General features: G+C 69.8%; 23 protein-coding genes. 16 read left to right on the top strand and 7 right to left on the bottom strand.

The annotated features are described in order from the left end of the window. Nucleotides 1-26 precede the first annotated feature (26 nt). Nucleotides 27-854 (bottom strand): DeoR/GlpR family DNA-binding transcription regulator, encoded by an 828-nt coding sequence (locus tag IFU30_RS01205; RefSeq protein WP_079704363.1) that lies wholly within the window; start codon nucleotides 852-854, stop codon nucleotides 27-29. 95 nt (nucleotides 855-949) lie between these two features. Between IFU30_RS01205 and IFU30_RS01210 the strand changes: the two genes are divergently transcribed. From IFU30_RS01210 to IFU30_RS20180, 4 genes are all read left to right on the top strand, one after another. Further along, nucleotides 950-1948 (top strand): acetylxylan esterase, encoded by a 999-nt coding sequence (locus IFU30_RS01210; protein WP_192004031.1) that lies wholly within the window; start codon nucleotides 950-952, stop codon nucleotides 1946-1948. Between the two features lie 12 nt (nucleotides 1949-1960). Then, complete coding sequence (locus IFU30_RS01215) at nucleotides 1961-2482, top strand: GNAT family N-acetyltransferase (RefSeq protein WP_192004032.1); 522 nt, start codon at nucleotides 1961-1963, stop codon at nucleotides 2480-2482. 1 nt (nucleotide 2483) lies between these two features. After that, the gene (locus IFU30_RS01220; protein WP_192004033.1) at nucleotides 2484-2903 is read left to right on the top strand and encodes a DoxX family protein; all 420 of its coding nucleotides are present in this window, start codon (nucleotides 2484-2486) and stop codon (nucleotides 2901-2903) included. A gap of 86 nt (nucleotides 2904-2989) precedes the next feature. Beyond that, complete coding sequence (locus IFU30_RS20180) at nucleotides 2990-3364, top strand: hypothetical protein (RefSeq protein ID WP_241160979.1); 375 nt, start codon at nucleotides 2990-2992, stop codon at nucleotides 3362-3364. A gap of 66 nt (nucleotides 3365-3430) precedes the next feature. Here the strand turns inward: IFU30_RS20180 and IFU30_RS01230 are convergent, their stop codons facing one another. Next, nucleotides 3431-4780 carry an MFS transporter gene (locus IFU30_RS01230; RefSeq protein ID WP_159876580.1) on the bottom strand — a complete coding sequence of 450 codons (1350 nt, stop codon included), beginning with the start codon at nucleotides 4778-4780 and terminating at the stop codon, nucleotides 3431-3433. Nucleotides 4781-4942: 162 nt separating this feature from the next. Between IFU30_RS01230 and IFU30_RS01235 the strand changes: the two genes are divergently transcribed. From IFU30_RS01235 to IFU30_RS01250, 4 genes are all read left to right on the top strand, one after another. Beyond that, a complete protein-coding gene (locus IFU30_RS01235; protein ID WP_192004034.1) occupies nucleotides 4943-7291 on the top strand; it encodes an FAD-dependent oxidoreductase in 2349 nt (782 codons plus the stop codon). A gap of 53 nt (nucleotides 7292-7344) precedes the next feature. Next, nucleotides 7345-8127, top strand: coding sequence for an IclR family transcriptional regulator (locus IFU30_RS01240; protein ID WP_124767876.1), 783 nt, complete (start codon nucleotides 7345-7347; stop codon nucleotides 8125-8127). Between the two features lie 44 nt (nucleotides 8128-8171). Then, nucleotides 8172-9140 (top strand): acetylxylan esterase, encoded by a 969-nt coding sequence (locus tag IFU30_RS01245; RefSeq protein WP_192004035.1) that lies wholly within the window; start codon nucleotides 8172-8174, stop codon nucleotides 9138-9140. A 78-nt stretch (nucleotides 9141-9218) separates the two neighbouring features. Then, nucleotides 9219-9950, top strand: a complete 732-nt coding sequence (locus IFU30_RS01250; protein ID WP_192004036.1) for a DUF1275 family protein — start codon at nucleotides 9219-9221, stop codon at nucleotides 9948-9950. Nucleotides 9951-9975: 25 nt separating this feature from the next. Here IFU30_RS01250 and IFU30_RS01255 read toward each other — a convergent pair whose 3' ends face one another. Both IFU30_RS01255 and IFU30_RS01260 read right to left on the bottom strand, forming a co-directional pair. Beyond that, nucleotides 9976-10377, bottom strand: a complete 402-nt coding sequence (locus IFU30_RS01255; RefSeq protein ID WP_192004037.1) for a RidA family protein — start codon at nucleotides 10375-10377, stop codon at nucleotides 9976-9978. A gap of 104 nt (nucleotides 10378-10481) precedes the next feature. Continuing rightward, nucleotides 10482-11294 (bottom strand): endonuclease/exonuclease/phosphatase family protein, encoded by an 813-nt coding sequence (locus tag IFU30_RS01260; RefSeq protein ID WP_192004038.1) that lies wholly within the window; start codon nucleotides 11292-11294, stop codon nucleotides 10482-10484. 77 nt (nucleotides 11295-11371) lie between these two features. Between IFU30_RS01260 and IFU30_RS01265 the strand changes: the two genes are divergently transcribed. The 3 genes from IFU30_RS01265 to IFU30_RS01275 all read left to right on the top strand — a co-directional run bounded on the left by IFU30_RS01265 (nucleotide 11372) and on the right by IFU30_RS01275 (nucleotide 15943). After that, nucleotides 11372-11851, top strand: coding sequence for a hypothetical protein (locus tag IFU30_RS01265; protein ID WP_192004039.1), 480 nt, complete (start codon nucleotides 11372-11374; stop codon nucleotides 11849-11851). 130 nt (nucleotides 11852-11981) lie between these two features. Continuing rightward, the gene (locus tag IFU30_RS01270; RefSeq protein ID WP_192004040.1) at nucleotides 11982-13385 is read left to right on the top strand and encodes a 3' terminal RNA ribose 2'-O-methyltransferase Hen1; all 1404 of its coding nucleotides are present in this window, start codon (nucleotides 11982-11984) and stop codon (nucleotides 13383-13385) included. Further along, nucleotides 13382-15943, top strand: coding sequence for a polynucleotide kinase-phosphatase (locus tag IFU30_RS01275; RefSeq protein WP_192004041.1), 2562 nt, complete (start codon nucleotides 13382-13384; stop codon nucleotides 15941-15943). Before IFU30_RS01270 ends, IFU30_RS01275 begins: the two co-directional genes overlap by 4 nt. Nucleotides 15944-15962: 19 nt before the next feature. On the opposite strand, the gene IFU30_RS01280 is transcribed toward IFU30_RS01275, so the two are convergent. After that, entirely contained in the window at nucleotides 15963-16394 is a 432-nt protein-coding gene (locus tag IFU30_RS01280; protein ID WP_079704383.1) for an Lrp/AsnC family transcriptional regulator, read from the bottom strand. A 161-nt stretch (nucleotides 16395-16555) separates the two neighbouring features. Here IFU30_RS01280 and IFU30_RS01285 point away from each other — a divergent pair, with 161 nt between their 5' ends. From IFU30_RS01285 to IFU30_RS01295, 3 genes are all read left to right on the top strand, one after another. Continuing rightward, a complete protein-coding gene (locus IFU30_RS01285; RefSeq protein ID WP_124767884.1) occupies nucleotides 16556-17584 on the top strand; it encodes an ornithine cyclodeaminase in 1029 nt (342 codons plus the stop codon). Between the two features lie 7 nt (nucleotides 17585-17591). Further along, the gene (gene ctlX, locus IFU30_RS01290; protein WP_192004042.1) at nucleotides 17592-18569 is read left to right on the top strand and encodes a citrulline utilization hydrolase CtlX; all 978 of its coding nucleotides are present in this window, start codon (nucleotides 17592-17594) and stop codon (nucleotides 18567-18569) included. A 168-nt stretch (nucleotides 18570-18737) separates the two neighbouring features. Beyond that, a complete protein-coding gene (locus IFU30_RS01295; protein WP_192004043.1) occupies nucleotides 18738-20396 on the top strand; it encodes an ATP-binding protein in 1659 nt (552 codons plus the stop codon). 26 nt (nucleotides 20397-20422) lie between these two features. Here the strand turns inward: IFU30_RS01295 and IFU30_RS01300 are convergent, their stop codons facing one another. Further along, nucleotides 20423-21076: a GNAT family N-acetyltransferase gene (locus IFU30_RS01300; RefSeq protein WP_192004044.1), complete on the bottom strand. Its 654-nt coding sequence runs from the start codon at nucleotides 21074-21076 to the stop codon at nucleotides 20423-20425. Between the two features lie 135 nt (nucleotides 21077-21211). On the opposite strand from IFU30_RS01300, the gene IFU30_RS01305 reads away from it, so the two are divergent. After that, nucleotides 21212-22201, top strand: coding sequence for an aldo/keto reductase (locus tag IFU30_RS01305; protein WP_124767888.1), 990 nt, complete (start codon nucleotides 21212-21214; stop codon nucleotides 22199-22201). Here the strand turns inward: IFU30_RS01305 and IFU30_RS01310 are convergent. Beyond that, nucleotides 22189-22917 (bottom strand): NAD(P)H-binding protein, encoded by a 729-nt coding sequence (locus tag IFU30_RS01310; RefSeq protein ID WP_192004045.1) that lies wholly within the window; start codon nucleotides 22915-22917, stop codon nucleotides 22189-22191. The two genes, IFU30_RS01305 and IFU30_RS01310, sit on opposite strands and share 13 nt — an antisense overlap. 63 nt (nucleotides 22918-22980) lie before the next feature. On the opposite strand from IFU30_RS01310, the gene IFU30_RS01315 reads away from it, so the two are divergent. Then, nucleotides 22981-23616, top strand: a complete 636-nt coding sequence (locus IFU30_RS01315) for a TetR/AcrR family transcriptional regulator (protein WP_197977351.1) — start codon at nucleotides 22981-22983, stop codon at nucleotides 23614-23616. Nucleotides 23617-23712: the final 96 nt, after the last annotated feature.

The raw sequence follows: 23712 nt of genomic DNA on the forward strand, positions 1-23712 counted from the left end.
GTGGCGGGGTGCTGGCGGTGTCGTGGTCAGGCGTCCATGCGGTCGTCGTCGGCGGAAGCGGAAGCGGAAGCGACCGGCGCGAGCCAGACCTCGCCGAACTGCGCGCGGAGCGTGGTCTCGACGTCCTCGGCCACGTCGTCGTCCATCACGAGGTGGTCCACCTCGCGGAGGTCGACGATCGTCGTCAGTCCGACGGCGCCCCACTTCGAGTGGTCGGCGAGGACCACGGAGCGACGCCCGGCGCCGACGAACGCCCGGTTGGTCTCGGCCTCGAGGAGGTTCGAGGTCGTCAGCCCCGCCTGCAGGTCGATCCCGCGGACGCCGAGGAAGACGACGTCGCAGTGCAGGGACTCGATCGCGCGCACGGCGACCGGGCCGACCAGGGCGTCCGAGGGGGTACGGACGCCGCCGGTCAGCACGACCGTCTGGGTGTACGGCTCGTCGGCGCGGTCGGGCCGCGCGAACACGTCGGCCACCGGGAGGGAGTTCGTGACGATGGTGAGCTCCGGGATGGCTCGCAGCTCCTGCGCGAGGGCCCAGGTGGTGGTCCCGCCGGACAGGCCGACCGACATGCCGGGCTCGACGAGGATGGCCGCGCGTCGGGCGATGGCGCGCTTCTCGGCGAGCAGTCGGCGTGCCTGGTTGGGAAAGCCCAGCTCGGCACGGTCGGGCAGTCTGGGCGTGGTGGCGCCACCACGGACGCGGTCGACGAGGCCCTCCGTCGCGAGTTGCTCGATGTCGCGTCGCACGGTCATCTCGCTGACGCCGAGTGCGGTCGCGAGGTCGACGACGCTCGCCGCACCGTTGCGGCGCACCTCCGACATGATCTGCGATCTGCGTTCCGCACCGAGCACAGCGTCCTCCTTCGACCCGGTTGCCAGTCTGGCACGCGCGCACGGCGAACCTCGGCACCGGCGATCCACGACGACGAGACGGAGGCGGACAACGCATGCGTGAGGGACGACATCGGGACTGGTTCGGCGACGAGGTGCGGGACGGCACCTACGGCTACGACCTCGAGGGGCTCCTGGCGGTCGAACCGGTCGTGCCGCCGGCTGGATTCGAGGAGCTGTGGCGCGGGTGGTACGCGGTGGCACGTGAGGTGTCTCCGGATCCCGTCTTGACCCCGATCGGCCGACAGGGTGCGCACGAGGTCTTCGTCGTCGAGCACACGGTCGCCGACGGCCTCCGCCTCCGTGGATGGCTTGCGACGCCGGCGGACGGGCAGGCGCGCTTTGGGATGGTGCACGGGCACGGCTACGGCGGACGCGACGCACCGGACTGGTCCCGCGTCCCCGATGACGCCGCCGTCATCTTCCCGATCGCCCGCGGTCAGGGCGTCTTCAACACCGGACTCGGGGCACCGACGCCGGAGGACGGACACGTCCTGTTCGGCATCGACAGCGTCGAGCGGTACGCGCTCGGCCGCTGTGCCGTCGACCTCTGGCACGCGGCGTCGGCGCTGCTCGACGTCGTCGGACCGCTCCCGCTCTACTTCGTCGGTGAGAGCTTCGGCGGTGGGATCGGCGCGCTCGCCCTGCCGTGGGACGACCGCTTCGTCGGAGCGACGCTCGTGGTGCCGAGCTTCGGTCAGTACGACGTGCGCCTGCGCCTGCCGTGCGAGGGGAGCGGGGAGCGGGTGCGACACCACGTCGCCGAGCACCCCGAGGCGCGCGAGGTCCTGCGGTTCTTCGACGCGTCGACGGCCGCGGGGTTCGTCCACGTGCCGGTGCGGGTGGAGGCCGCGCTCTGGGACGGACACGTGCCACCACCCGGGCAGTTCGCCGTCGCCAACGCGCTCGAGGACCTCGAGCTGAGTGTCCTCCCCGCCGGGCACACCGAGTACCCGGGGCTCGAAGCCGTGCTGGAGGAGTCGTACGCGGCGACGAGGGCGCACGCACTCCGGTCGGTCGCGCGGGCGGTGGACGGATCGACGATCGAGAGGTGAGAGGGTGGACGGATGATCGCTGCGCTCACGCTCCCCGCCACCCTCACCACGCCAGGACAGGAGCTACTGCTGCGCCGGGCCACCCTCGCCGACCTCGATGCGCTGATGGCGCTCCTCGCAGACGACCCGATCAGCGCGTCCCGTGGTGACCAGGCCCAGGAGAGCGACCTCCCTGCCTACGAGCGTGCGCTCGCGGACCTCATCGACGAGACGGCGAACGAGATCCTGCTGGTCGTCGACGCGGCGGACGCCGTCATCGCGACGATGCAGCTGACCCGCATCCCCGGGATGGCCCGTCGCGGCTCGACACGGCTGCTGGTCGAAGCGGTGCGTGTGTCCTCGAGCCTGCGATCCGGCGGTGTTGGAACAGCCATGATGCGCTGGGTGACGGACGTCGCCGCTCCGGCGACCGGTTCGTCGATCGTGCAGTTGACCTCCGACGAGGCCCGGGTCGACGCCCACCGCTTCTACGAACGCCTCGGCTTCGTCGGCTCGCACCGCGGCTTCAAGTACGCCGTGACGGCCGTGAGCTGACATGGAGTTCGTCCGCACATTCGCCCGCTGGCTCCTCGGAGCCGTCCTCACCTTCGCCGGCGTCGGCCACCTCACCTTCGCGCGGCAGTCGTTCGTCGCCCAGGTGCCGCAGTGGTTGCCCCTGCCGGTCGACGTGGTCGTCGTTGCGTCGGGAGTCGTCGAGATCCTGCTCGGCCTCTCGCTGATCCTGCTCGCCCGGTACCGCGTCGCCGTCGGCTGGATCGTCGCCGCCTTCTTCGTCGCCGTCTTCCCCGGCAACCTCGAGCAGTTCGTCCGCGGAACCGACGCCTTCGGGTTGGACAGCGACATCGCCCGTGCCGTCCGCCTGGTCTTCCAGCCCGTCCTCGTCCTCTGGGCCCTGTGGTCCACCGGTGCCTGGCGCGCGTGGCGGTCGCGGCGCCGCCGGAACACGACGCGCTGAGCGCGATCGCTAGCACGCCTAGTCATCTCGCCCGGGTGCCTGTCAAGGGGCCCTGGTTCGCAGCATCCGTCCGGCAGGGTTGATCCATGCGATGCATTACCTACGCCGGCGAGAACGTCGTGACGACCGACGAGGTCGCGCAGCTCCTGGTCGAACTGACGGCAGAACTGGCCAAGCGCGGCCGTGCCGAGGCCGTCACCATCCCGATCGTGGTCGAGTCCGACGGCGATGAGGACGGGCCGGCGTCCGCGCAGCTCGTCATCGGCCTCGGCAACGACGTCCTCTCGGTGCCCCACAGCTGGACCGACGAGGTCCCCGACTTCAGTGAGGGACGAGACCGCCTGCAGGGCTACCTCGACGACATCCGCCCGTCAACGACGGCCTACGAGCCGCGCGACTCCATCGAGACCACGGACGTGCTCGAAGACCCTGACCTCGACCTGCGCGACTTCACCCGCTGAGTCGTCCCTGAACGACGACGCCGGCGTCGACCCCTCGGGTCGACGCCGGCGTTCGTTCGGGTCCGCTCAGCGCGGGAGCGGCAGCTTGGCCGTCTCGCGAGCCCGCAGCACGACGATCAACGTGATGAGCGCCGCCGCCATCACGTAGAACGCGGGCGCGAACCGGTTGCCCGTCGAGGCGATCAGGAACGTCGCGAAGTAGGGTGTGATCCCACCGAACACGGCGACCGACAGGTTGTACGCGATCGCCATCGAGCCGTAACGGATACTGGTCGGGAACAGCTCCGCCATCGCGGCACTCGACGCACCGTCGTAGGCGGCCATGAACACCCCGAGGATGACCATCGCGACTGCAGCGGCGGCGAAGTTGCCGGCACTCATGAGCATGAGCGTCGGATACGTCAACACCAGGAACCCGACGCAACCGGCGATCATCACGGGCTTCCGTCCGATGCGGTCGCTCAGCAGACCCATGAAGGGTACGAGGATCGCGATCGCGAGCAGCCCGAGCACCGTGACCCCGTAGCTGAGCGGCTGCGAGTAGCCGAGGTCGGTCTGCAGGTACGACGGCATGAAGGTCTGCAGGATCCAGTGGCCGACCGCCTTGATCACGACGAAGCCGACGCAGAAGAGCAGCGCCTTCCACGAGGTCCGCAACGACGTGCGCAGCGGTGACTTCGAGACGGCCCCCTTCGCTTGGATCGCCTGGAACTCCGGGGTGTCCTCGAGCTTGTTCCGCAGGTAGAGGCCGGCGAGGCCGAGTGGCAGGGCGAGGAAGAAGAGGGCGCGCCAACCCCACTCGTTGAGGGCATCCGTGCCGAGTGTGGAGGTGAAGAGGAGGACGAGACCTGCCCCGACCACGAAGGCCGCGAAGCCGAACACGTCGATGAAGCTCGTCACGAAGCCGCGTCGGTTGGACGGGGCGTACTCGGCGAGGAGCGTCGTGGCGCCGGAGCTCTCGCCGCCGGCGGCGAAGCCCTGCACGAGCCGCACGATGACGAGCAGGATCGGCGCCCAGAGGCCGATGAGGTCGAACGTCGGCAGGAGACCCATGACGACCGTCGCCCCGGAGGTCACGAGGATCACCGTCGCGAGGACCGTCTTGCGCCCGATGCGGTCGCCGAGCGAGCCCCAGAAGAGGCCACCGAGGGGGCGCATCACGAAGCCGGCGCCGAACACCGCGAACGCGGACAGGAGGGCCGCCTGCGTGTTGCCCTGCTGGAAGAAGTTGAGGCTGATGACCGTCGCGAGCGTGCCGTACAGACCGAAGTCGAACCATTCGACGAAGTGTCCGGCCCCCGCGGCCCAGATGACCTTCCGCATCCGGCGTGATCGCTCAGCGTCGTCGTAGGGGGTCTGCGCACTGTGCGCGGCGGCTTCGGCCAGGGCTGCGGCCTGGGTCCTGCTCTCGTCCATCGGTCCTCACATCGTTGTCGGGGTGCTTCGAGGTTCACCTGCCGAAGAATCTTACCCACTGAATGGGAAAGTCGTACCGCTGAATGGTAGCGTGGCAACCGTCCGGTGGTCGACACGTGTCCGACGGCTTCCAGGATCACGCATCACGAAGGAGTGTCTCCCATGCAGCACCGCACCCAGTCCGCCGACGTCGTCGTCATCGGCGGTGGTCTCGCGGGGGTCTCGGCCGCCGTCGCGGCCGCCCGTCTCGGCTCCCGGGTCTCGCTCGTCACGAACCGTCCGGTGCTCGGTGGCAACTCGTCGAGCGAGGTGCGGGTGTGGGTCGTCGGAGCGACCGCGCACGGGCACCAGCGGTTCGCGCGGGAGACCGGCATCATGGGGGAGCTCTTCCTCGAGAACCAGTACCGCAACCCGGAGGGCAACCCGTTCTACTGGGACCAGACGGTCCTCGACCTCGTGCGGGCCGAGCCGAACCTGCAGCTGCACCTCAACACCGACGTCCGCATCGTCACGATGGCGGAGGGCGCTGAGGGCGTGGCGTCGCCGACACCGAGGATCGCGTCCGTCACCGGATGGACGATGGGCAGCGAGATCGAGACGGAGTTCGTCGCACCCGTCTTCATCGACTGCACCGGAGACGGGCTGGTGGGGCATCTCGCGGGCGCGACCTCCCGCATCGGGCGCGAGGGCCGCGCCGAGCTCGGCGAGCCGTGGGCGCCCGAGGTCGCGGACGACGAGCTCCTCGGCAGTTCGATCTTCTTCTACACGAAGGACACCGGCCGTCCCGAGCGGTTCATCGCCCCCGACATCGCGCGAGACATCCGCGACACCCCGATCCTCACCAACCGGATCATCCGCACCGGCGACAACGGCTGCAACTACTGGTGGATCGAGTGGGGCGGCGAGCTCGACACCGTCGCCGAGAACGAGCAGATCCGCGACGAGCTGTGGAGCGTTGTCTTCGGGATCTGGGACTACATCAAGAACTCCGGCGAGTTCGACGCCGACACCCTGACGCTCGAGTGGGTCGGATCGATCCCGGGGAAGCGCGAGTACCGGCGGCTGCTGGGTGACCACACCCTCACGCAGAACGACCTGCTCGACCAGGTCGACTTCGAGGACACGGTCGCCTTCGGTGGCTGGTCGATCGACCTGCACCCGGTTGAGGGCGTCTACGCCGAGACCGCCGGCGCGCAGCAGCGGTTCAGCAACGGCACCTACGGGATCCCCTTCCGCAGCCTGTACTCCCACGACGTCGACAACCTGCTGTTCGCCGGACGCAACATCTCCGCCTCCCACGTCGCGTTCGGGTCCACCCGCGTCATGGCGACCTGCGCGACGCAGGGTCAGGCGGTGGGGACGGCTGCGGCGCTCATCGCCCGCGATGGACTGACGCCGCGGGAGCTCGCCGGGCAGGCGCTCCCGCTCCTGCAGCGCACGCTCCTGCGCGAGGACGCCCCGGTCATCGGCATCACCACGGACGACCCCGACGATCTGGCCGGGCGGGCGACGGTCTCCGCTTCGAGCGCGCTCGACACCATCTCCACGCTGGAGCACCTCGGCTCCGGCGAGCGGTTCGCCCTCGACCGCGACGTCGCGATCCTCGTGCCCGTCGCCCCGACACTCGACCGGATAACCCTGCTCGTCGACGCCGCGAGCGACACCACCCTCCGGGTCGAACTGTGGAGCGCGGGCAAGCGGCAGAACGCCGTCCCCGTCGAGCACCTCCTCGACGGCACGGCCGACGTCACCGCCGGGGTGGGCGTGCCCGCCACCGTCCGCTTCGGATGGACGCCCGAGATCGAGCAGAACGCCGTGCTCGTCGTCCGCGCCAACCCGGACGTCAGCCTGCTCCTCACCGAGGGCCACCCTTACGGGCTCCTCATCCTGACGGCCAAGCACGCGTCCGACGAGGTGTTCGACGACCACATCCCCGAGGAGCAGGACCAGGCGATCCTCGACTGGAACGCTCGGAAGCTCCGCGGCCGGAGCGTCGCGCTGACCGTCGGCGGGGAGACCACGGCGTACCGGCCTGAGCGGATCGTCGACGGGTACCAGCGCCCCTACGGCGGACCGCACCTGTGGTCCTCGGCGCGGCTCCAGGACAACCGCGACCTGATCACCGAGCCCGAGGTCCTCACCCTGCACTGGGATGAGCCGGTCGATGTCGCGTCCGTCCGGATCGTGTTCAACGACGACGTCGACGTGGACCTCATCAACCTGCACCACCACCGCACGGACTTCGAGGCGGTGCCGGAGCTCGTCGCCGCGTACCGCCTCGAGGCACGACCGGCGGGTGCTCCTGAGGGGACGTGGACGGTGTTGGCCGAGGTCGAGGGGAACCGGCACCGGCATCGGATCCACGACGTCGAACCCGTGCGGGTCGACGCCCTCCGTGTCGTCGTCACGGCCACGAACGGGTCGCCCTACGTGAGCGTCGCGAGTGTGAAGGTCTTCGAGCAGCCGAGCGGGCGCACCACCCGGCCGCGCCGAGCCCGACCGCTACGCTGAACACGGCCTCCGAGGCCGGACATCCGAACCGACACCGACACCGTGGAGGACCCGTGGCAGGTGAGATCCAGCAGGGCATCGGCCGTGCAGCATCCGTGCTCGCCGTTCTCGGCGCATCGACCACCGGACCGTTGCGGGCCTCCGACATCGCCCGTGCGACCGGTCTCGGCACCTCGACGACCGCACGCCTCCTCGGCACGCTCGAGGAGCTCGGCTATGTGACGAAGGCGCCCGACAGTCCGTCCTACGCCATCGGCGCGACCATCCTGGCGCTCGCGAGCGAGGGGCTCAACCAGAACCCGGTGCACCGGGAGTCGCGTGCTCCCGCTCAGGAACTCGCACAGCGGATCGGCCTCAGCGTGAACGTCGGCGTGCTCGACGGCTCGAGCCTCATCTACCTCTGCCACTTCGAGGGAGCCCTCGCCCCGAAGTCGCACTCGATGATCGGGCTGCGCCAGCCGTTGCACGCGTCCGCGCTCGGCAAGTGTCTGCTCCTCGACCTCGACGCCGACGGCCTCCGTGCGCTGCTCGGTGATGAGCCGCTCCCGCGCTACACGGCCAACACCGTCACGGAGCACGCGGCTCTTGCCGCCGAGCTCGCGACGGCGCGGGAACGCGGCGTCTGCATGGAGGACCAGGAGCTCGCGTTGGGTCGTCTCGGGATCGCGGCGCCGATCCGCGACGCGAACGCCAGAGTCGTGGCGGCGATCTCCATCTCGGGTCGGCTGAGCCTGATGCGAGAGCGCAACCTCGACGTCCTCACCGAGGACCTCATCGAGGTGGCCGACCGCATCAGCGTCGGTCTCGGCCTCATCTCCGCGATCCCCTCCTCCTGACCTCTTCCCCACCCGTATCCGATCTCACGAACCGAAGGTGACCCGTGGCGCAATTCGACCTGCCCCTCGCCCAGCTCCAGCAGTACCTGCCCGACCGCGAGGAGGCGCCGGACTTCGACGCGTTCTGGACGGACACCCTCGCCGAAGCCCACGCCCTCGCGCAGCCGACGGTGCGTGAACGATCCAACCCTGAGCTGACGGGTCTCGTCGTCGAGGACGTCACGTTCTCCGGGTTCGGTGGCGACCCGATCAAGGGGTGGTTCATCCGACCGGCCGGCGCGACCGAGCCGCTCCCGTGCATCGTGCACTACATCGGCTACAGCGGCGGTCGTGGGCTCGCCCACCAATGGACGATGCACCCGTCCGCGGGCTACGCGGTGTTCGTCATGGACACGCGCGGCCAGGGGAGCGCGAACCTGCCGGGCGCGACGGCCGACCCGTTCGGGAGCGGTCCGCAGGTCGCCGGGAAGATGAGCGCCGGGCTCGACAGCCCCGAGACCTACTACTACCGTCGGGTCTTCACGGATGCGGCACTCGCCGTCGACGTGGTGCGCAGCTTCCCGGAGGTCGACCCCGCCCGGGTCGTCGTCGCCGGTGGCAGCCAGGGTGGCGGCATCGCGCTCGCCGCGGCCGGACTCTGCGAGGGACTCGTGGCGGCGCTCGTCGACGTCCCGTTCCTGTCGCACTTCCGTCGTGCCCTGCAGATCACCGACGCGAGCCCCTTCGCGGAGCTGAAGACGTACCTCATCAGCCGACGCGGCCACGAGGAGGAGGTGTTCCGGACGCTCTCGTACTTCGACGCGACGAACTTCGCCGCCCGCGCGACCGCCCCCGCGCTGTTCTCCGTCGCGCTCTGCGACGCGGTGTGTCCGCCCTCGACGGTGTACGCGGCGTTCAACCACTACGCGGGCACGCAGAAGGACATCGCCGTCTATCCGTACAACGGGCACGAGGGTGGCGGGCCGGTGCAGCAGCAGGCGCAGCTGACCTTCCTCGCGGACCTCCTCGCCTGACGCGTCGTTCGCCCATCTTCGGGCGAGCGGGCGCCCGTTCGCCCGAACGTGGGCGAACGGGCGTGGGACGATGTGCACGTGACTGAGACCGGCGGCACCGACCCGACCCTGACGACCACCCGGCGTCGGACGCGTGCCGGCATGATCGCGGCGATGGCGCTCGTGCTGTCGTTCGCGGCCGGGGCGACCGACGCCTTCGCGTTCCTGCAGCTCGGCGGCGTCTTCACCGCGAACATGACCGGCAACTTCGTGCTGGCCGGACTCACGAGCCGGCCCGACTTCGGCGAGGTGCTGCTCGGGGCGACCGTCGCCGTGCTGCTGTTCTCCGTCGGGACGTTCCTCGCCTTCCGCTTCACGAGGCTCGTCGCCACCGCTGACAGACCGACCCCGGAGGCGCCGCAGCACCGGCTCGTCCTCGTGCTCGGCGGTGCGGTGATCGCGCAGGCGTGCGTCCTCATCGGATGGATCGTGTCTCCCGAGACGCGCACGACGCCCGTGATCTGTGTCCTCATCGCGCTCTCCACGCTCGCGATGGCGGGGCAGACGGCCGTCGCCCGTCGCATCGAACGCTCAGGCGTGACCACCACCTTCGTGACCGGCACCCTCACGAGTCTCATGCAGGGCCTCGCCGACGGTGTGCACGACCACCACCTCATCCGGATCGGTGCGATCGTGCTGCTCGTGGCGGGCGCCCTCTGCGGCGCGCTCCTCACCGGCGTGGACCCGGTGTTCGGTGCGGCGCTGCCCCTCCTCCCGTCGATCGTCGGGCTGGTCCTCCTCCGGCTCGCGCCGACGGCCTCCAGCGACTGACGACGAGCATCGGCACCGATCGGTGTCAGGCTACAGCGGCGGTCGCCTCGATCTCGACGAGCTGGTCGTCGTAGCCGAGCACGGTGACCCCGAGGAGCGTCGACGGCACGTCGTGATCGCCGAAGGCGGCGCGTACGACCTCCCATGCGGTGACGAGGTCGGACTGCTTCGCCGAGGCGACGAGCACCCGGGTACTGGCCACGTCGGCGAGCGTCGCACCGGCGGCCTCGAGGGCGATGACGAGGTTCTCGACGCACTTCTCCGCCTGCCCGGCGACGTCCCCGACGGCAGCGGTCGAGCCGTCGACGTTCAGCGGGCAGGATCCGGCCAGGAACAACAGCCTGGCGCTCGCCGGAACGGACGACGCGTAGGCGTACTCAGCGGCGTCGGAGAGCTCGTCGGATCGGATCAGCGCGACGACGGACATGGTTCCTCCTCGTGGTGCGGGCGCGATCGTACGACCGCTCTCGATCCATCGTGCCCGACATCGTCGTCCGGCGTCGGCGAGGACACCTCGGCGTCTGATCGCCGTCAGTGGGTGAGTTGCGCCCGGATGAGGATGGGGAAGTGGTCGCTCGCCTCCGAGGTGGGGTCCTGCTCGTCGACGAGGGCTTCGATCGGTTCCAGTCGGGTGTGCGGAGCGACGCTGCCTGAGCGACCGAGCACCCAGTCGATGCGTGCGTTCCCGGGACGCTGGGGACCGTAGCCCTGGAACGTGCCGATACCGTCGCTCTCGACCGGCGAGAGGTCGATGAACCCGGCGTCCGCCAGGGAGTCGTGCGCCGCCGATCCGCGTTCGGTGTTGAAGTCGCCGGTGAGGAGGACGGGGACGTCGACGCCGGAGAATCGGTCGGCGATCAGCTTCGCGCTGCGCGTGCGGACGTCGTCGCCGTGCGGTGAGCTCTCGTGGTCGAGGTGGGTGTTGGCGAAGACGAGCTCGTCGCCGGTGCGACGCTCGCGGAGCCTGACCCAGGTGACGAACCGTGCGTGCAGCGACGGCCAGGTGTTCGAGCCCGGTTCGTCGGGGGTGTCCGACAGCCAGAATTCGCCGGCGTCGAGCTGTTCGAACCGCGAGCGGCGGAAGCACACCGGCCCGTACTCGCCGGCCGAACCGCCGTCACGGCCCTGCCCGAACCAGTCGTACTCGGCGAGGCCCGGGAGCAGGTCGTGCAGCTGGTGCTCGCGGACCTCCTGCAGCCCGAGGAGGTCTGGGGCGTTGCGGGCGATGACCTGTGAGACGAGCGGTGCACGGTCCACCCACTCGTGACCGGGCTGGGCGACGGCGGTGCGGATGTTGTAGCTCATGACGGTCAGGACGTTCTGGGTCAGGATGGATTCGCTCACCCGGCCAGCGTAGGGGAGCCGGGTGACGGGGAGCTGTCCCCATGTCGCTGGGCGGCCCGGCTGCCTAGACTCGCCCCATGACCTTCGACCTCCGCGACGCCCAGGCCCGGATCCTCGCGCTCAACAGCGAAGAACTCCCCTTCATCTACGACCCGACACCCGACGGCATCGTCGCGCACTGGCGGTACGCCGACCAGCGCTGGCTCGGCTTCATCGGCGCCGGGATGTTCAGTGCCGAGTACGAGCTGCGGGTCGAGCTGCACCCCGAGGACGGCGAGTGGGAGTTCCACGAGCAGTCGTCCTCCTCGAAGACGACCGTCGGCCTCGACGGGCTCTCGACGAAGCGCACGTGGCAGTCGGGGCCCCAGAAGACCTTCACTTTCGGTGGGCGCGCCGCGCCGATCGCACAGTCGACCGAACGGAACGGCACCACGACCGGCCACCTCATGGGCTACCAGTTCACGACGGACGAGGTGAAGCAACCCGTCATCGACGCCCTGACCGCCGCCGGCTGGAAGCCGCGAAAAGGGTTCTTCGGCAAGCTGTTCGGGGGCTGATCAGCCGGCCTGAGTCGCCCGGAACTGCACGGAAATCGCTGAATTCCGTGCAGATTCGGGCGACTCACGCACGCACCACGACCGCGGCTAGGCTTTCAGGAACCTCGCCGCCGACCGGACGGATGGATCTGTGCTCGTCACCATCACCTCGACCGCGCCCTCGGCCGCCGACCTGGGGCACCTCGTCCGCAAGCATCCCGCGCGGGCGCAGAGCTTCGACCTCAGTGTCGGGCGCGCCCACGTGTTCTACCCGGAGGCGACCGACGAGCGGTGCACCATCGCCCTGCTGCTCGAGGTCGACGCGATCGCGCTCGTCCGTCAGAAGCGTTTCGGCGGCGGTGACAGCGCCTCGCTCTCGCAGTACGTGAACGACCGACCGTACGCGTCGTCGTCGATGGTCGCCGTCGCGATCGGGCAGGTGTTCCGCAGCGCCATGACCGGCCGCAGCGACTCCCACCCGGAGCTCGCCGCGGCAGCGCTCCCGCTGACGATCACGGTCGCGGCGGTGCCGTCGCGAGGCCTGGAGCAGCTGGCGACCCGACTCTTCGGTCCGCTCGGCTGGACCGTCGTCGAACGGGCGATCCCGCTCGACCCGACGGTCCCCGCGTGGGGCGACTCGCGATACGTCGACCTCGAGCTGACCGGAGATCTCCGCCTCGCGGACGCGCTCCGCCAGCTCTACGTCCTGCTGCCCGTCCTCGACGACGCCAAGCACTACTGGGTCTCCGACGACGAGGTCGGCAAACTCCTGCGCGCCGGCGAGGGGTGGCTGGCCGACCACCCCGACCGGGACCTGATCACCAAGCGGTATCTCGCGCACCAGTCGCGGATGGTCACCGATGCGCAGTCGCAGCTGGACCCGGAAGCGCGGACCGACGGTGCCGACGGGGACGACGCGGCCACCGCGTCACGGACGAAGCGCGCCCCGGTCCTCGCCGGCCTGCGCGCCGAGGCGGTCCTGCAGGCGCTCACCGACGTGCGGGCGCGGTCGGTCGCCGACGTCGGGTGCGGCGAGGGCGCCCTCCTCACGCGATTGCTGGCGGATCCTCTCGTCACCTCGGTGATCGGTACCGACGTCTCCGCACGCGCGCTCGCAGCCGCGTCACAGCGGCTCGGGCTCCGCGACGCGAGCGATCGCGTCCGGGAGCGTGTCCGGCTGCTGCAGTCCTCGGCCACCTACGCGGACACCCGGCTGCGCGGACTCGATGCGATCGTGCTCATGGAGGTCGTCGAGCACATCGACGCCGAGCGCCTCGATGCACTCGAGGCTTCGATCTTCGGTGCTGCGGCTCCCGAAGCCGTGATCGTCACGACGCCGAACCGCGAATACAACGCGTTGTACCCCTCGTTGCCGGCGGGCGGGTTCAGACACCCGGACCACCGCTTCGAGTGGGACCGTCAGGAGTTCGCGACCTGGTGCACCACGGCGGCCGAGCGGTACGGCTACGGCGTCGAGCACCGCACGGTCGGCGACGTCGACCCGCAGCTCGGCTCGCCGACGCAGCTCGCCATCTTCCGGAAGGCCATCTCATGAGCGACCTCGAGCAGACCCCCGCCGCACTGCCGATCCCCGAACTGTCGCTCGTGGTCCTCATCGGGGTGAGCGGGTCCGGCAAGTCGACCTTCGCCGCCACGCACTTCGGCCGGTTCGAGACCCTGTCGAGCGACTTCTTCCGCGGGCTCGTCTCCAACGACGAGAACAACCAGGCCGCCAGCGCCGACGCCTTCGCCGCACTCCGCGATGTCGCAGCTCGCCGCCTGGACGCCGGGCTCCTCACGGTCATCGACGCGACCAACGTTCAGCCGGCCTCGCGCAAGTCGCTCATCGACCTGGCACGCAACCACGACGTCCTCCCGGTCGCCGTGGTGCTCGACGTCCCTGAGCGCGTCTGCATCGAGCGCAATGAGGCTCGCGAGGACCGTTCGTTCGGCGCGGCCGTCATCACCCGGCAGCAGGACCAACTGCGCCGGTCGATGCGGCACCTCAGCAAGGAGGGCTTCCGGAAGGTCCACGTGCTCTCCGGGGTGGAGGCGATCGCGCAGGCGTCGTTCGTGCGTGAGCCGCTGCTCAACGACCGCCGTCAGGAGCACGGTCCCTTCGACGCGATCGGCGACGTGCACGGGTGCCGGAGCGAGCTCGAGTCGCTGCTCACGAAGCTCGGGTACGTGATCGAGCGCGATGTCGAGGGTCGACCGATCGACGCCGCGCACCCCGAGGGACGCCGCGCGATCTTCCTCGGCGACCTCGTCGACCGCGGGCCGGACACCCCTGGCGTGCTGCGACTGGCGATGGGGATGGTGGGCGCGGGTCATGCCTTGGCCGTGCCCGGCAACCACGAGTCGAAGCTCGTCCGCGCGCTGCAGGGCAAGCGGGTGCAGACCAGCCATGGGCTCGCCGAGTCGCTCACCCAACTGGCCGAGGAGCCGGAGGAGTTCCGAGCCGAGGTCGAGCGGTTCTGTCGCGAGCTCGTCGCGCACCTCGTCCTCGACGACGGGAAGCTCGTCGTCGCGCACGCCGGGCTGATCGAGCAGTATCACGGACGCGCCTCCGGGCGGGTGCGGTCGTTCGCGCTCTATGGCGACACCACGGGGGAGACCGACGAGTACGGCCTGCCCGTGCGGCTGCCGTGGGCGGAGGACTACCGCGGCAAGGCGACCGTCCTCTACGGCCACGTGCCGACCCTCGACGCCGAGTGGGTCAACAACACGATGTGCCTCGACACCGGCTGCGTCTTCGGCGGCAAGCTGAGTGCCCTGCGGTGGCCGGAGCGCGAGGTCGTCGACGTGCCGGCCGAGCAGGTCTGGTACGAACCCGTCGTGCCGCTCGGCCGCCCGACCGGTCCCGCGGGCGAGCAGCGGGATCCCGGGCTGCTGCGCATCGACGACGTCCTCGGCAAGCAGGTCGTCGAGACCCGTGTCTCGGGCCGGGTCGGCATCCGCGACGATGCGGCGGCCGGCGCACTCGAGGTCATGAGCCGGTTCGCGATCGACCCGCGGCGTCTGGTCTACCTGCCGCCGACGATGAGTCCGCCGAGCACCTCGCAGCGGAAGGACCTCCTGGAGCACCCCGCTGAGGCGTTCGAGGCGTATCGCCGGGATGGGCTCGACCGGGTGGTCTGCGAGGAGAAGCACATGGGCTCGCGTGCCGTCGTGCTGCTCACGCGTGATCCGGCACCCTTCGGTGCTCCCACGGGATGGCGTGGCACCGTCCACACCCGCACCGGTCGGCCGTTCTTCGACGAGGAGACGACGCAGACGCTCCTGACGCGGCTCGACGCCGCCGTGGAGCGAGCCGGTCTCTGGGAGGAACTCGACGCCTCCTGGCTGCTCGTCGACAGCGAGCTGCTGCCGTGGTCGGTGAAGGCGGAGAGCTTGATCCGCGACCAGTACGCCTCGGTCGGAGCTGCGGCGACTGCCGCACTCCCGGCGGCCGTGCACGTGCTGGAGCAGGCGGCGGCGACGGGTGTCGACGTCTCGGACCTGCTCGAGCGGACGCGTCGACGGGCCGAGGCCGCCGACGCCTACGTTGCGGCCTACCGCCCGTACACCGCGCCCTCGAACGGTCTGGAGGGCGTGCAGATCGCTCCGTTCCAGCTCCTCGCCTCGACCGGGGCGAGTCATCTGGGCCGCGACCACGCCTGGCATCTCGCGGTCGCGGATCGCCTGGCGGACGCCGACCCGGAGCTCATCCGTCGGACCCGCTCGATCGAGGTCGACCTCACCTCGTCGGCCTCCGAGAATGCCGCGACCGCGTGGTGGGAGGAGCTGACCGGTGCGGGCGGTGAGGGCATGGTGGTGAAGCCTGTGGCCGGCCTCGTCCGCGGCGAGAAGTCGCTCGCGCAGCCCGGCATCAAGGTGCGGGGCCGTGAGTACCTGCGCATCATCTACGGTCCCGACTACACGGAGCCGCACAACCTCGAGCGCCTGCGCGATCGGGACATCGGCCACAAGCGGTCGATGGCGCTGCGCGAGTACGCGCTCGGTGTGGAGGCCGTCGAACGGTTCGTCGCCGGTGAACCGACCTGGCGGGTGCACCAGGCCGTCTTCGGCGTCCTCGCGATGGAGTCCGAGCCGATCGACCCGCGCCTCTAGCGTCGACCCTGGCGGGTCGTCAGCGGAGAACGGAACTCAGCAGGAGGCTCGTCTCGCTGTTGACGACGCCCTCGATGCGCCGGATGCCGCCGAGCACGCGGTCGAAGTCGGTGAGGGTCTCGGTGCGGAGTTCCGCGACCAGGTCCCACCCGCCGTTGGTGGTGTGGAGTGCGCTGATCTCGGGGAAGCCGCGCAGTTGGCGGATGACGTGGTCCGTGGAGCGGCCCTCGACCTCGATGAAGGCGATCGCGCGAATGGTCCCCGGGTCCAGTTCGTCGCGCACCCGGACCGAGAACCCGACGACGGTGCCCGAGGAGACGAGGCGCTCCAGGCGGCTGGTGACCGTGGCCCGGGTGACGTCGAGCGACCGCGCGAGGCTCGCGACCGATGCCCGGCCGTCGGCTCGGAGCGCAGCCAACAGCCTCCGGTCCAGATCGTCCAGTGCAGCCATGCACATAATGTACAACGCAGTTACTCACATTGTGCATAACCTGTGCACAAGTCGCGCATCTCTGGAATGGAAAGTGCAGATCGTCGAAACCTAGGCTCGAAGCACCGGGTGCGATCCGCGCACGGTGGCTCTCACACCCCGACCCGTCTGGAGGGAACGTCATGACGCGTTTCGTCGATGTCCGCAACATGATCCGTTGGACGGCCGACCGAGGTCCCGAGCGCATCATCGCCGGCATGATCGACTACCTCGAGGCCGACTTCCGCCGCTGGCCGTCGTTCGACAAGAGCCCGCGCGTCGCGAGTCACACGCCCTTCGGCGTCATCGAGCTCATGCCGACGAGCGACCACGAGACCTACGCCTTCAAGTACGTGAACGGCCATCCCTCCAACCCGGCACGCGGCTACCAGACAGTGACCGCCTTCGGTGTCCTCGCCGACGTGCACAACGGCTACCCCACCTTCCTCGCTGAGATGACGCTCCTCACGGCCCTCCGGACCGCCGCGACCTCGGGCATGGTCGCCAAGCACCTCGCCCGTCCCGACTCGAGCGTCCACGCCCTCATCGGCGCGGGCAGCCAGGCCGAGTTCCAGGCCCTCGGCATGCGGGCCGCCCTCGGGATCAACACCGTCCGGATCTGGGACGTCGACCCGCTCGCGATGGACAAGTTCGCGCGCAACCTGGAGCCGCTCGGATTCGAGGTCGTCATCGGGACGAGTGCCGCCGACGCCGTGGCGGGCGCGGACGTCGTCACGACCTGCACGGCCGATAAGGCGCTCGCGACCGTGCTCACGAACGACCTGGTCGAGCCCGGCATGCACCTGAACGCCATCGGTGGCGACTGCCCCGGCAAGACGGAACTCGAGGCGTCGATCCTCGATCGCGCCGACGTCTTCGTCGAATTCCCGCCGCAGACCCGCATCGAGGGCGAGATCCAGCAGATGGCTCCCGACTTCCCGGTGATCGAGTTCTGGCAGGTCCTCACGGGTGCCGTCCCCGGCCGCAGCTCGCGGGAGCAGATCACGCTCTTCGACTCCGTCGGCTTCGCCATCGAGGACTTCACGGCGCTGCGCTTCCTCCGCGACTCCGTCGACGGCAGCGAGTACTTCGAGGAGATCGACCTCGTCGCGGCCCCCGACGACCCGAAGGACCTCTTCGGACTCGTCGGCGCGCTCTCTCCCGTCGGCTGAGTCCGACATGTCCGTCCAGGCGCCGTCGGCAGTGGTGCTCATCCGGCCGCACCGGTTCACGCCGAACCCGCTGACCGCGGCCGACAACGTGTTCCAGGTCGCGGACGGCGTCCCGTCGGCGTCCGTGGCCGGGGTGGCTCACGCGGCGTTCGACGAGGTCACCGCCGTGGCGCAGGCGCTCGATGCGGCGGGCGTCCGCGTCCACCTGTTCGACGACGAGGACCCGGACCGCCCCGACAGCGTCTTCCCCAACAACTGGCTGTCCACTCATGCGGGCGGGCACCTGGCGGTCTACCCGATGTATGCGGTGAACCGCCGGCGCGAGCGTCGCTGGGACATCGTCGAGATGCTGAAGCGCGAGTACCGCGTGCAGGACGTCATCGACTACTCGGGGCTGGAGCTCGACGACGTGTTCCTCGAGGGCACCGGTGCGATGGTGCTCGACCACGCGGCACGGGTGGCGTTCGTCGCGCGATCCCACCGGGCCGACCCGATCGCCCTCGAGCGGTTCTGCACCAACTTCGGTTACGAGCCGCTCGTCTTCGACGCGGTCGACCCGCACGGGGTCCCGATCTACCACACCAACGTCATGATGGGCGTGGCGACCGAGTTCGCCCTCGTCGGCCTCGACCTCATCGCCTCACCGGTGCGCCGCGAGCAGGTGGTGGAGCGCCTGACCGCGCATGGACGCGACATCGTGGACCTCAGTTACGAGCAGGTCTGCGACTTCGCCGGCAACGCGATCGAGTTGCGGTCGGCGGCGGGGGAGCGCCTCCTCGCGATCTCGAGTCGCGCCGTCCAGAGCCTGCGGTCGGACCAGTTGGCGGTCATCGAGCGCAGCTGCCGGATCCTGCCACTGGACGTCCCGACCATCGAGCTCGCCGGGGGCTCCGTCCGCTGCATGATCGCCGGGATCCATCTGGACCGCCGGCCGTCCGCACCGGAGCCTGCGCCGAACGCCGATCCACGGCTCGCGAGGGCTTGATCTCCGCCGCTCGATCGTCCGATTAACGCGAATCGCCGCTCGCTGCGCTCTCAAGCAGCTCGCCGACGGACGATCGCGCGCTGATCGGCTAGATTGACGATCGATCAGCTGATCGACGTGGAATCCGGCCGACGACCCCTCGGCCAGCGCTGGAGAGAGTGGGCGATCGTGCCGCTGTTGGAACCCGAAGCCTCGCGACACGGCCGCCTGCGGGTCTTCGCCCGCGCCCAGTTGCCGTTCGCGATCGCCTTCGCCATCGTCGCGATCCTCGTGGCGGTCGTCCTGCCGGAGCGGTTCTTCACCCTCGCCGTGCTCGGGGGCACGGCGATCGCGGTGGTCAGCACCGTCCTCGCCGCGGTCCTCCCGTGGGAGCGCTGGCCGACGTCAGCCATGGCCGCGATCGCCGTCCTCGACCTGCTGGCCGTCGCCTGCGTCCGCATGGAGCTCATCAGTGTGGCCCCGGGGGCGAGCCTGCTCTGCATCTTCCCCGTCCTCTGGCTGGCGTTCGGCTTCACCCCGCGGATGATCATCCTGGCTGTCGTGGGGACCCTGTTCATCAGCAGTGCCCCCTACCTGCTCCGTGCGCGCACGCCGACCAGCGCCGTGGACTGGCTGAACGTGGCCCTGCTGCCGTTGCTCACGATCGGTATCGCGGTCGCGGTCAACATCGGCGCCCGCCAGTTGCGACGGGGCCAGCGGGCGATCCGGGAGCAGGCGGCGGAGCTCGAAGTCTCGCTCGCGAGGGCCCTCGATGCTGAGGCGCTCGCCGAGTCGATCCTCGAGACGGTCGACGCCGGCGTCGCCTTCTACACCGCCGACGGCACCCTGCGTCTGGCCAACGCGCACGCCGTCGACATGGTCAGCGCCGTCGGGTTCCGGCTGGACACCCCGCCGTACGCCGGTCCGCACGTCCTCCAGGCCGACCGGCGGACGCCCATCCCGTTCGACGAGCAGATCATCCCGAGAGCGCTCCGCGGTGAGCTGCTGTCGAACCACCTCGAATGGGTGGGGGAGGCCGGCCGCCAGCGGGCGATCCTGGCGAGTTCCACCCGGGTGGTCCGGAACGGCGACACGCACCTGGGGACGGTCATCGTGGCGCACGACGTCACCGAACTCGCGAACGCGATCAACGTCCGTGAGGCGTTCCTCACGACGGTGTCGCACGAGCTGCGGACACCGCTCACCTCCATCCACGGTTACCTCGAACTGATCATGGACGACGCCGAGGTCGACGCCCCCGGTCTCCTTCCGGCCCTGCGGGTGGTCCAGCGCAACGCGGTCGCGCTCGAGCAGCGCGTGCAGGAGCTGCTGGCCGCGTCGGACTCCACGGTCCAGATCGAGCCGAGCCGTATCGACCTCACTGACGTCGCCGCGCGTGCGATCGAGACGGCGACCGCGGGAGTCTCCGGTCCGGTCGTCCGACTGCACGCCGATGCGGCGGCGGTCGTCGCTGCGGACCCCGAGCAGGTCCACCGTGCGATCACCGAGCTCGTCGCCAACGCCGTGAAGTTCACGCCGGCCGATGGGACGGTCGACGTGGTCGTCGAGCCGGGTGCCGGGCACGTCGAGGTGAGCGTCAGCGACACGGGCGTCGGGATGAGCACCGACGAGCTCCGTCAGGCCTTCGACAAGTTCTACCGGGCCGACTACGCCCGGGACCAGGCGGTGCAGGGCGTCGGGCTCGGCCTGCCGGCGGCGCGGGCGATCGCTGACGCGCACGGCGGTTCCGTGACCCTGCGGAGTTCTCCCGCTGGTGCCGGCGTTCCCGGCTCGACCGTGGCGACCCTGATGCTCCCGACGGAGCCCGTGCTCACGCCGTCACGGTGACGTCGGGCGTCCGTCCTCCGCCGGGGTCACGCCTCACCGAGGAGCATCGGTCGTGCAGCATCGAGGCCGGTGACCTCGGCGGTCCAGTCGGGTCGCACGAACTCATCGCGGTGCAGTCGGAGGCCCTGCGACTCGACAAGTTCGCCCGGTCGGCCGATGAAGCGTTGGAGGCCGTTGTCCCGATAGCCGAGTCGTCGCGAGACGCCCAGCGATGCGCCGTTCCAGACGGCCGCGTCCGACACCGCGACCTGCGCGTCGAGGTGGTCGAACGCGAATTGCAGCATGCCCGCCCGCATCTCGATGCCGAGCTCCTTGCCCTGCTGTGCCTGCGTCAACCATGAACCGCTCCCGACCGTCCGGGTGACGGCGAAGTCGCGGGCGCCGATGTCCTGCAGACCGATCGGCTTCCCGTCCAGGAGGATCGCGAGGTTGAGCGTCCAGGACGACGGCGTCGCGCCTGCACGCTGGGTCCAGAGGTGCCGCGCGGTCTCGCGGATGAGTTGTTCGCGCGGCTGGTCGGTCCACGGCGTGGAGAACGGCATGACGGCGGGATCGTGGACGCCGGCGAGGGCGGCTTCGATCAATCCGGGGAGGTCCTCGTCGCGTACGAGGCGCAGGACGAGTCTCGGCGTGCGGATCTCCAGGCCGAAGAGCGGCCAGACGTCGGTGAGGCTGAGCATCAGGCCACGGTATCGCCTCGGGCTGTAGCCGGTCGAGGCCGCCCTGTCGAGCCGGGGGTGCCGGGGACGGCTTCCGTGACACACTCGACGCGCCGCGGGATCGCGGCCCGGTTCGACGATGAGAAGGGCTCAACGATGAAGTACACGCACCTCGGCCGCACGGGGACGGCGGTCTCCCGGATCGTGCTCGGCACGATGAACTTCGGCGACCGGACCAGCGAGGAGGACTCGTTCGCGATCATGGACCGGGCGTTCGACCTCGGCGTCAACTTCTTCGACACCGCCAACGCCTACGGCGGCAGCGCCGGTCGTGGGGCGACGGAGGAGATCATCGGCCGGTGGTTCGCAGCCCGTCCCGGCGTCCGTGACGACATCGTCCTGGCGACGAAGGTCCACTCGCCCATGGTCGCCCCGAACGACGATGGCTCGGACGTCGTGAACGCCCGTGGCGCGTCGGCCTGGCAGGTCCGTCGTGAGGCGATCGCGTCGCTCGAGCGCCTGCAGACGGACCGGATCGACCTGTACCAGTTCCACCACATCGACCGGCACATCTCCTGGCAGGAGCTGTGGCAGGCGATGGAGGTGCTCGTCGCGCGCGGCGAGGTCGTCTACACCGGTAGCTCGAACTTCGCGGCGTGGAACATCGCGCAGGCGAACGAGGTCGCATCACAACGGCACTTCCTCGGCCTCGTCAGCGAGCAGTCGCTCTACAACCTCGCGCAGCGCTCGATCGAACTCGAGGTCATCCCCGCCGCGCAGCACTACGGGCTCGGCATCCTGCCCTGGTCGCCGTTGTCGGGTGGGCTGCTGAGCGGCGGCTCCTCCGACAAGCGCGCTCGATCGGGCGAGTCCCGCATCACCGAGGCCCGAGCCAAGCAGCAGGACCAGCTCGACGCCTACGACCGCTTCGCGGCCGAGCGTGGCTGGACCTCGGCCTCCCTCGGTCTCGCGTGGCTCCTGCATCAGCCCGGCGTCACCGGCCCGATCATCGGACCGCGCACGATCGAGCAGCTCGAGTCCGCCGTCGCAGCAGTCGACATCGAGCTGAGCGCCGACGACCTCACCGCCCTCGACGAGCTCTTCCCCGGCCCCGGTGGCCAGGCCCCGGAGGCCTACGCCTGGTAGGCACGTGCGATGCGGCCGACCGCCTCGGTGATGGCGGTCGGCCCGGTGTTCAGTTCGAGGATTCGCCGGCTGATGGTCGGCTCGAGGATGAGTGCCTCGAGGACGGCGGCCACATCCTCGCGGGTGATCTCGTCGTGGAGCTCGGCGGGCCCCAGGGCGACCGTTCCCTGGCCCGGATCGTCGGTCAGCAGGGACGGGCGGAGGATGACCCAGTCGATCGGCTGGCGGGTGAGTGCGACCTCCGCTCGCTTTTTGACGGCGAAGTAGTGTTCTTCGTCGTCACTCAGCTGCCGTTCGCGCCAGGCCTCCGGCAGGACGGACAGCAGGATGAGACGCTTCCCCGGTGACGCAGCGATCGCTTCCGACACACGCTGCAGAGCCGCGTCGTCGATGTCGTCCGTCACGCTCTGGGCTCCGGCGTTCGACCCCGCCGCGAAGACGATGACGTCCCAGTCCGAGATCATCGCCGTGATCTCCTCCGTGGTGGCGACCCCGAGCTCGCCGGAGACGGTCCTCACTCCGTCGGCTTCGAGGGCGGAGTCCGGCAGCGACGACCTCGTGAGGCCTGAGACGATGACACCTCTGGCGCGGAGCCGGGTCGCCAGGAGTCGGCCGACCCTGCCCGTGACCCCGAAGATGAAGACGCGGGTTGAGGATGCGATTGAAGCCTCCTCTGTTGAACCTTCGGTGGCGGCGATGGTGTCTCGTGACGTCATGGGTGATCCTCTCGATCCATTACCTACCGATAGTAACTTACTAATAGTAGATAGGATTGAGGGATGGACAACACCGCGGACGATAGCTTCAGCTCTGGGCCGAGACGTCGCCTCTCGTGGGACGCGCGCCACGCGCAGTTGCTCGATGCGTTCCACGACCTCCTCCGCACGCATGACCTCGCGGACGTCACGCTGGCGCGGGTGGCTGCGCACGCCGGCGTGACGAAGCCCGTGGCCTATGACCACTTCGGCGATCTGTCGGGATTGCTGTCCGAGGTCTACCGGGCCTTCGAATCCCATCAGCGAGACGCCCTGGTCGCGGTGCTCGCGGGTGCACCGCAGGATCTCACCGCCGTCGCTGACCTGGTCGCCGAGGCCTACATCGGCTGCTGCATCGCGGAAGGGATGGAGCTTGCAGCCGTCGTGTCCGCACTTCGCGGATCGACGACGTTGAATGCCCTCCGATCCGAAGCGGAGCTGGCGTATCTCGAGATCTGCCGCGAGGCGCTGGAACCATGGACGGGCGCAATCGACGCGGCGCCGTTGAGTGCCATCCCCGGCGCCGGGGACGCCCTCGCCCGAAGCATCCTGTCCGGGGGCCTCTCGACAGCTCAGGCCTGCGCGACCCTCGCCGCGGTGGTTCAGGCCGTCGCGTCGGCCTCGGCCGTTCCCGATGCGACTCGAGAGCTCGGCACCTGAGCGGCGGCTTGCTCAGCGTGGGCCGCCCCCCGCTATGGTTGCTCCATGGCTCGCGCACCCTGGAATCGACCCGGCGAATCTCCACAGATACGACGG

Source organism: Plantibacter sp. CFBP 8798 (assembly GCF_014841195.1).
Lineage (GTDB): Bacteria > Actinomycetota > Actinomycetes > Actinomycetales > Microbacteriaceae > Plantibacter > Plantibacter auratus.

Bases quoted from the DNA above. Each gene is read 5' to 3' on its own strand.
- IFU30_RS01220 (WP_192004033.1), top strand. From the start codon at position 2,484: ATGGAGTTCGTCCGCACATTCGCCCGCTGGCTCCTCGGAGCCGTCCTC.
- IFU30_RS01265 (WP_192004039.1), top strand. From the start codon at position 11,372: ATGACCTTCGACCTCCGCGACGCCCAGGCCCGGATCCTCGCGCTCAAC.
- IFU30_RS01235 (WP_192004034.1), top strand. From the start codon at position 4,943: ATGCAGCACCGCACCCAGTCCGCCGACGTCGTCGTCATCGGCGGTGGT.
- IFU30_RS20180 (WP_241160979.1), top strand. From the start codon at position 2,990: ATGCGATGCATTACCTACGCCGGCGAGAACGTCGTGACGACCGACGAG.
- IFU30_RS01305 (WP_124767888.1), top strand. From the start codon at position 21,212: ATGAAGTACACGCACCTCGGCCGCACGGGGACGGCGGTCTCCCGGATC.
- IFU30_RS01230 (WP_159876580.1), bottom strand. From the start codon at position 4,780: ATGGACGAGAGCAGGACCCAGGCCGCAGCCCTGGCCGAAGCCGCCGCG.
- IFU30_RS01255 (WP_192004037.1), bottom strand. From the start codon at position 10,377: ATGTCCGTCGTCGCGCTGATCCGATCCGACGAGCTCTCCGACGCCGCT.
- IFU30_RS01310 (WP_192004045.1), bottom strand. From the start codon at position 22,917: ATGACGTCACGAGACACCATCGCCGCCACCGAAGGTTCAACAGAGGAG.
- IFU30_RS01275 (WP_192004041.1), top strand. From the start codon at position 13,382: ATGAGCGACCTCGAGCAGACCCCCGCCGCACTGCCGATCCCCGAACTG.
- IFU30_RS01315 (WP_197977351.1), top strand. From the start codon at position 22,981: ATGGACAACACCGCGGACGATAGCTTCAGCTCTGGGCCGAGACGTCGC.
- ctlX (WP_192004042.1), top strand. From the start codon at position 17,592: ATGTCCGTCCAGGCGCCGTCGGCAGTGGTGCTCATCCGGCCGCACCGG.
- IFU30_RS01215 (WP_192004032.1), top strand. From the start codon at position 1,961: ATGATCGCTGCGCTCACGCTCCCCGCCACCCTCACCACGCCAGGACAG.
- IFU30_RS01210 (WP_192004031.1), top strand. From the start codon at position 950: ATGCGTGAGGGACGACATCGGGACTGGTTCGGCGACGAGGTGCGGGAC.
- IFU30_RS01280 (WP_079704383.1), bottom strand. From the start codon at position 16,394: ATGGCTGCACTGGACGATCTGGACCGGAGGCTGTTGGCTGCGCTCCGA.
- IFU30_RS01300 (WP_192004044.1), bottom strand. From the start codon at position 21,076: ATGCTCAGCCTCACCGACGTCTGGCCGCTCTTCGGCCTGGAGATCCGC.
- IFU30_RS01285 (WP_124767884.1), top strand. From the start codon at position 16,556: ATGACGCGTTTCGTCGATGTCCGCAACATGATCCGTTGGACGGCCGAC.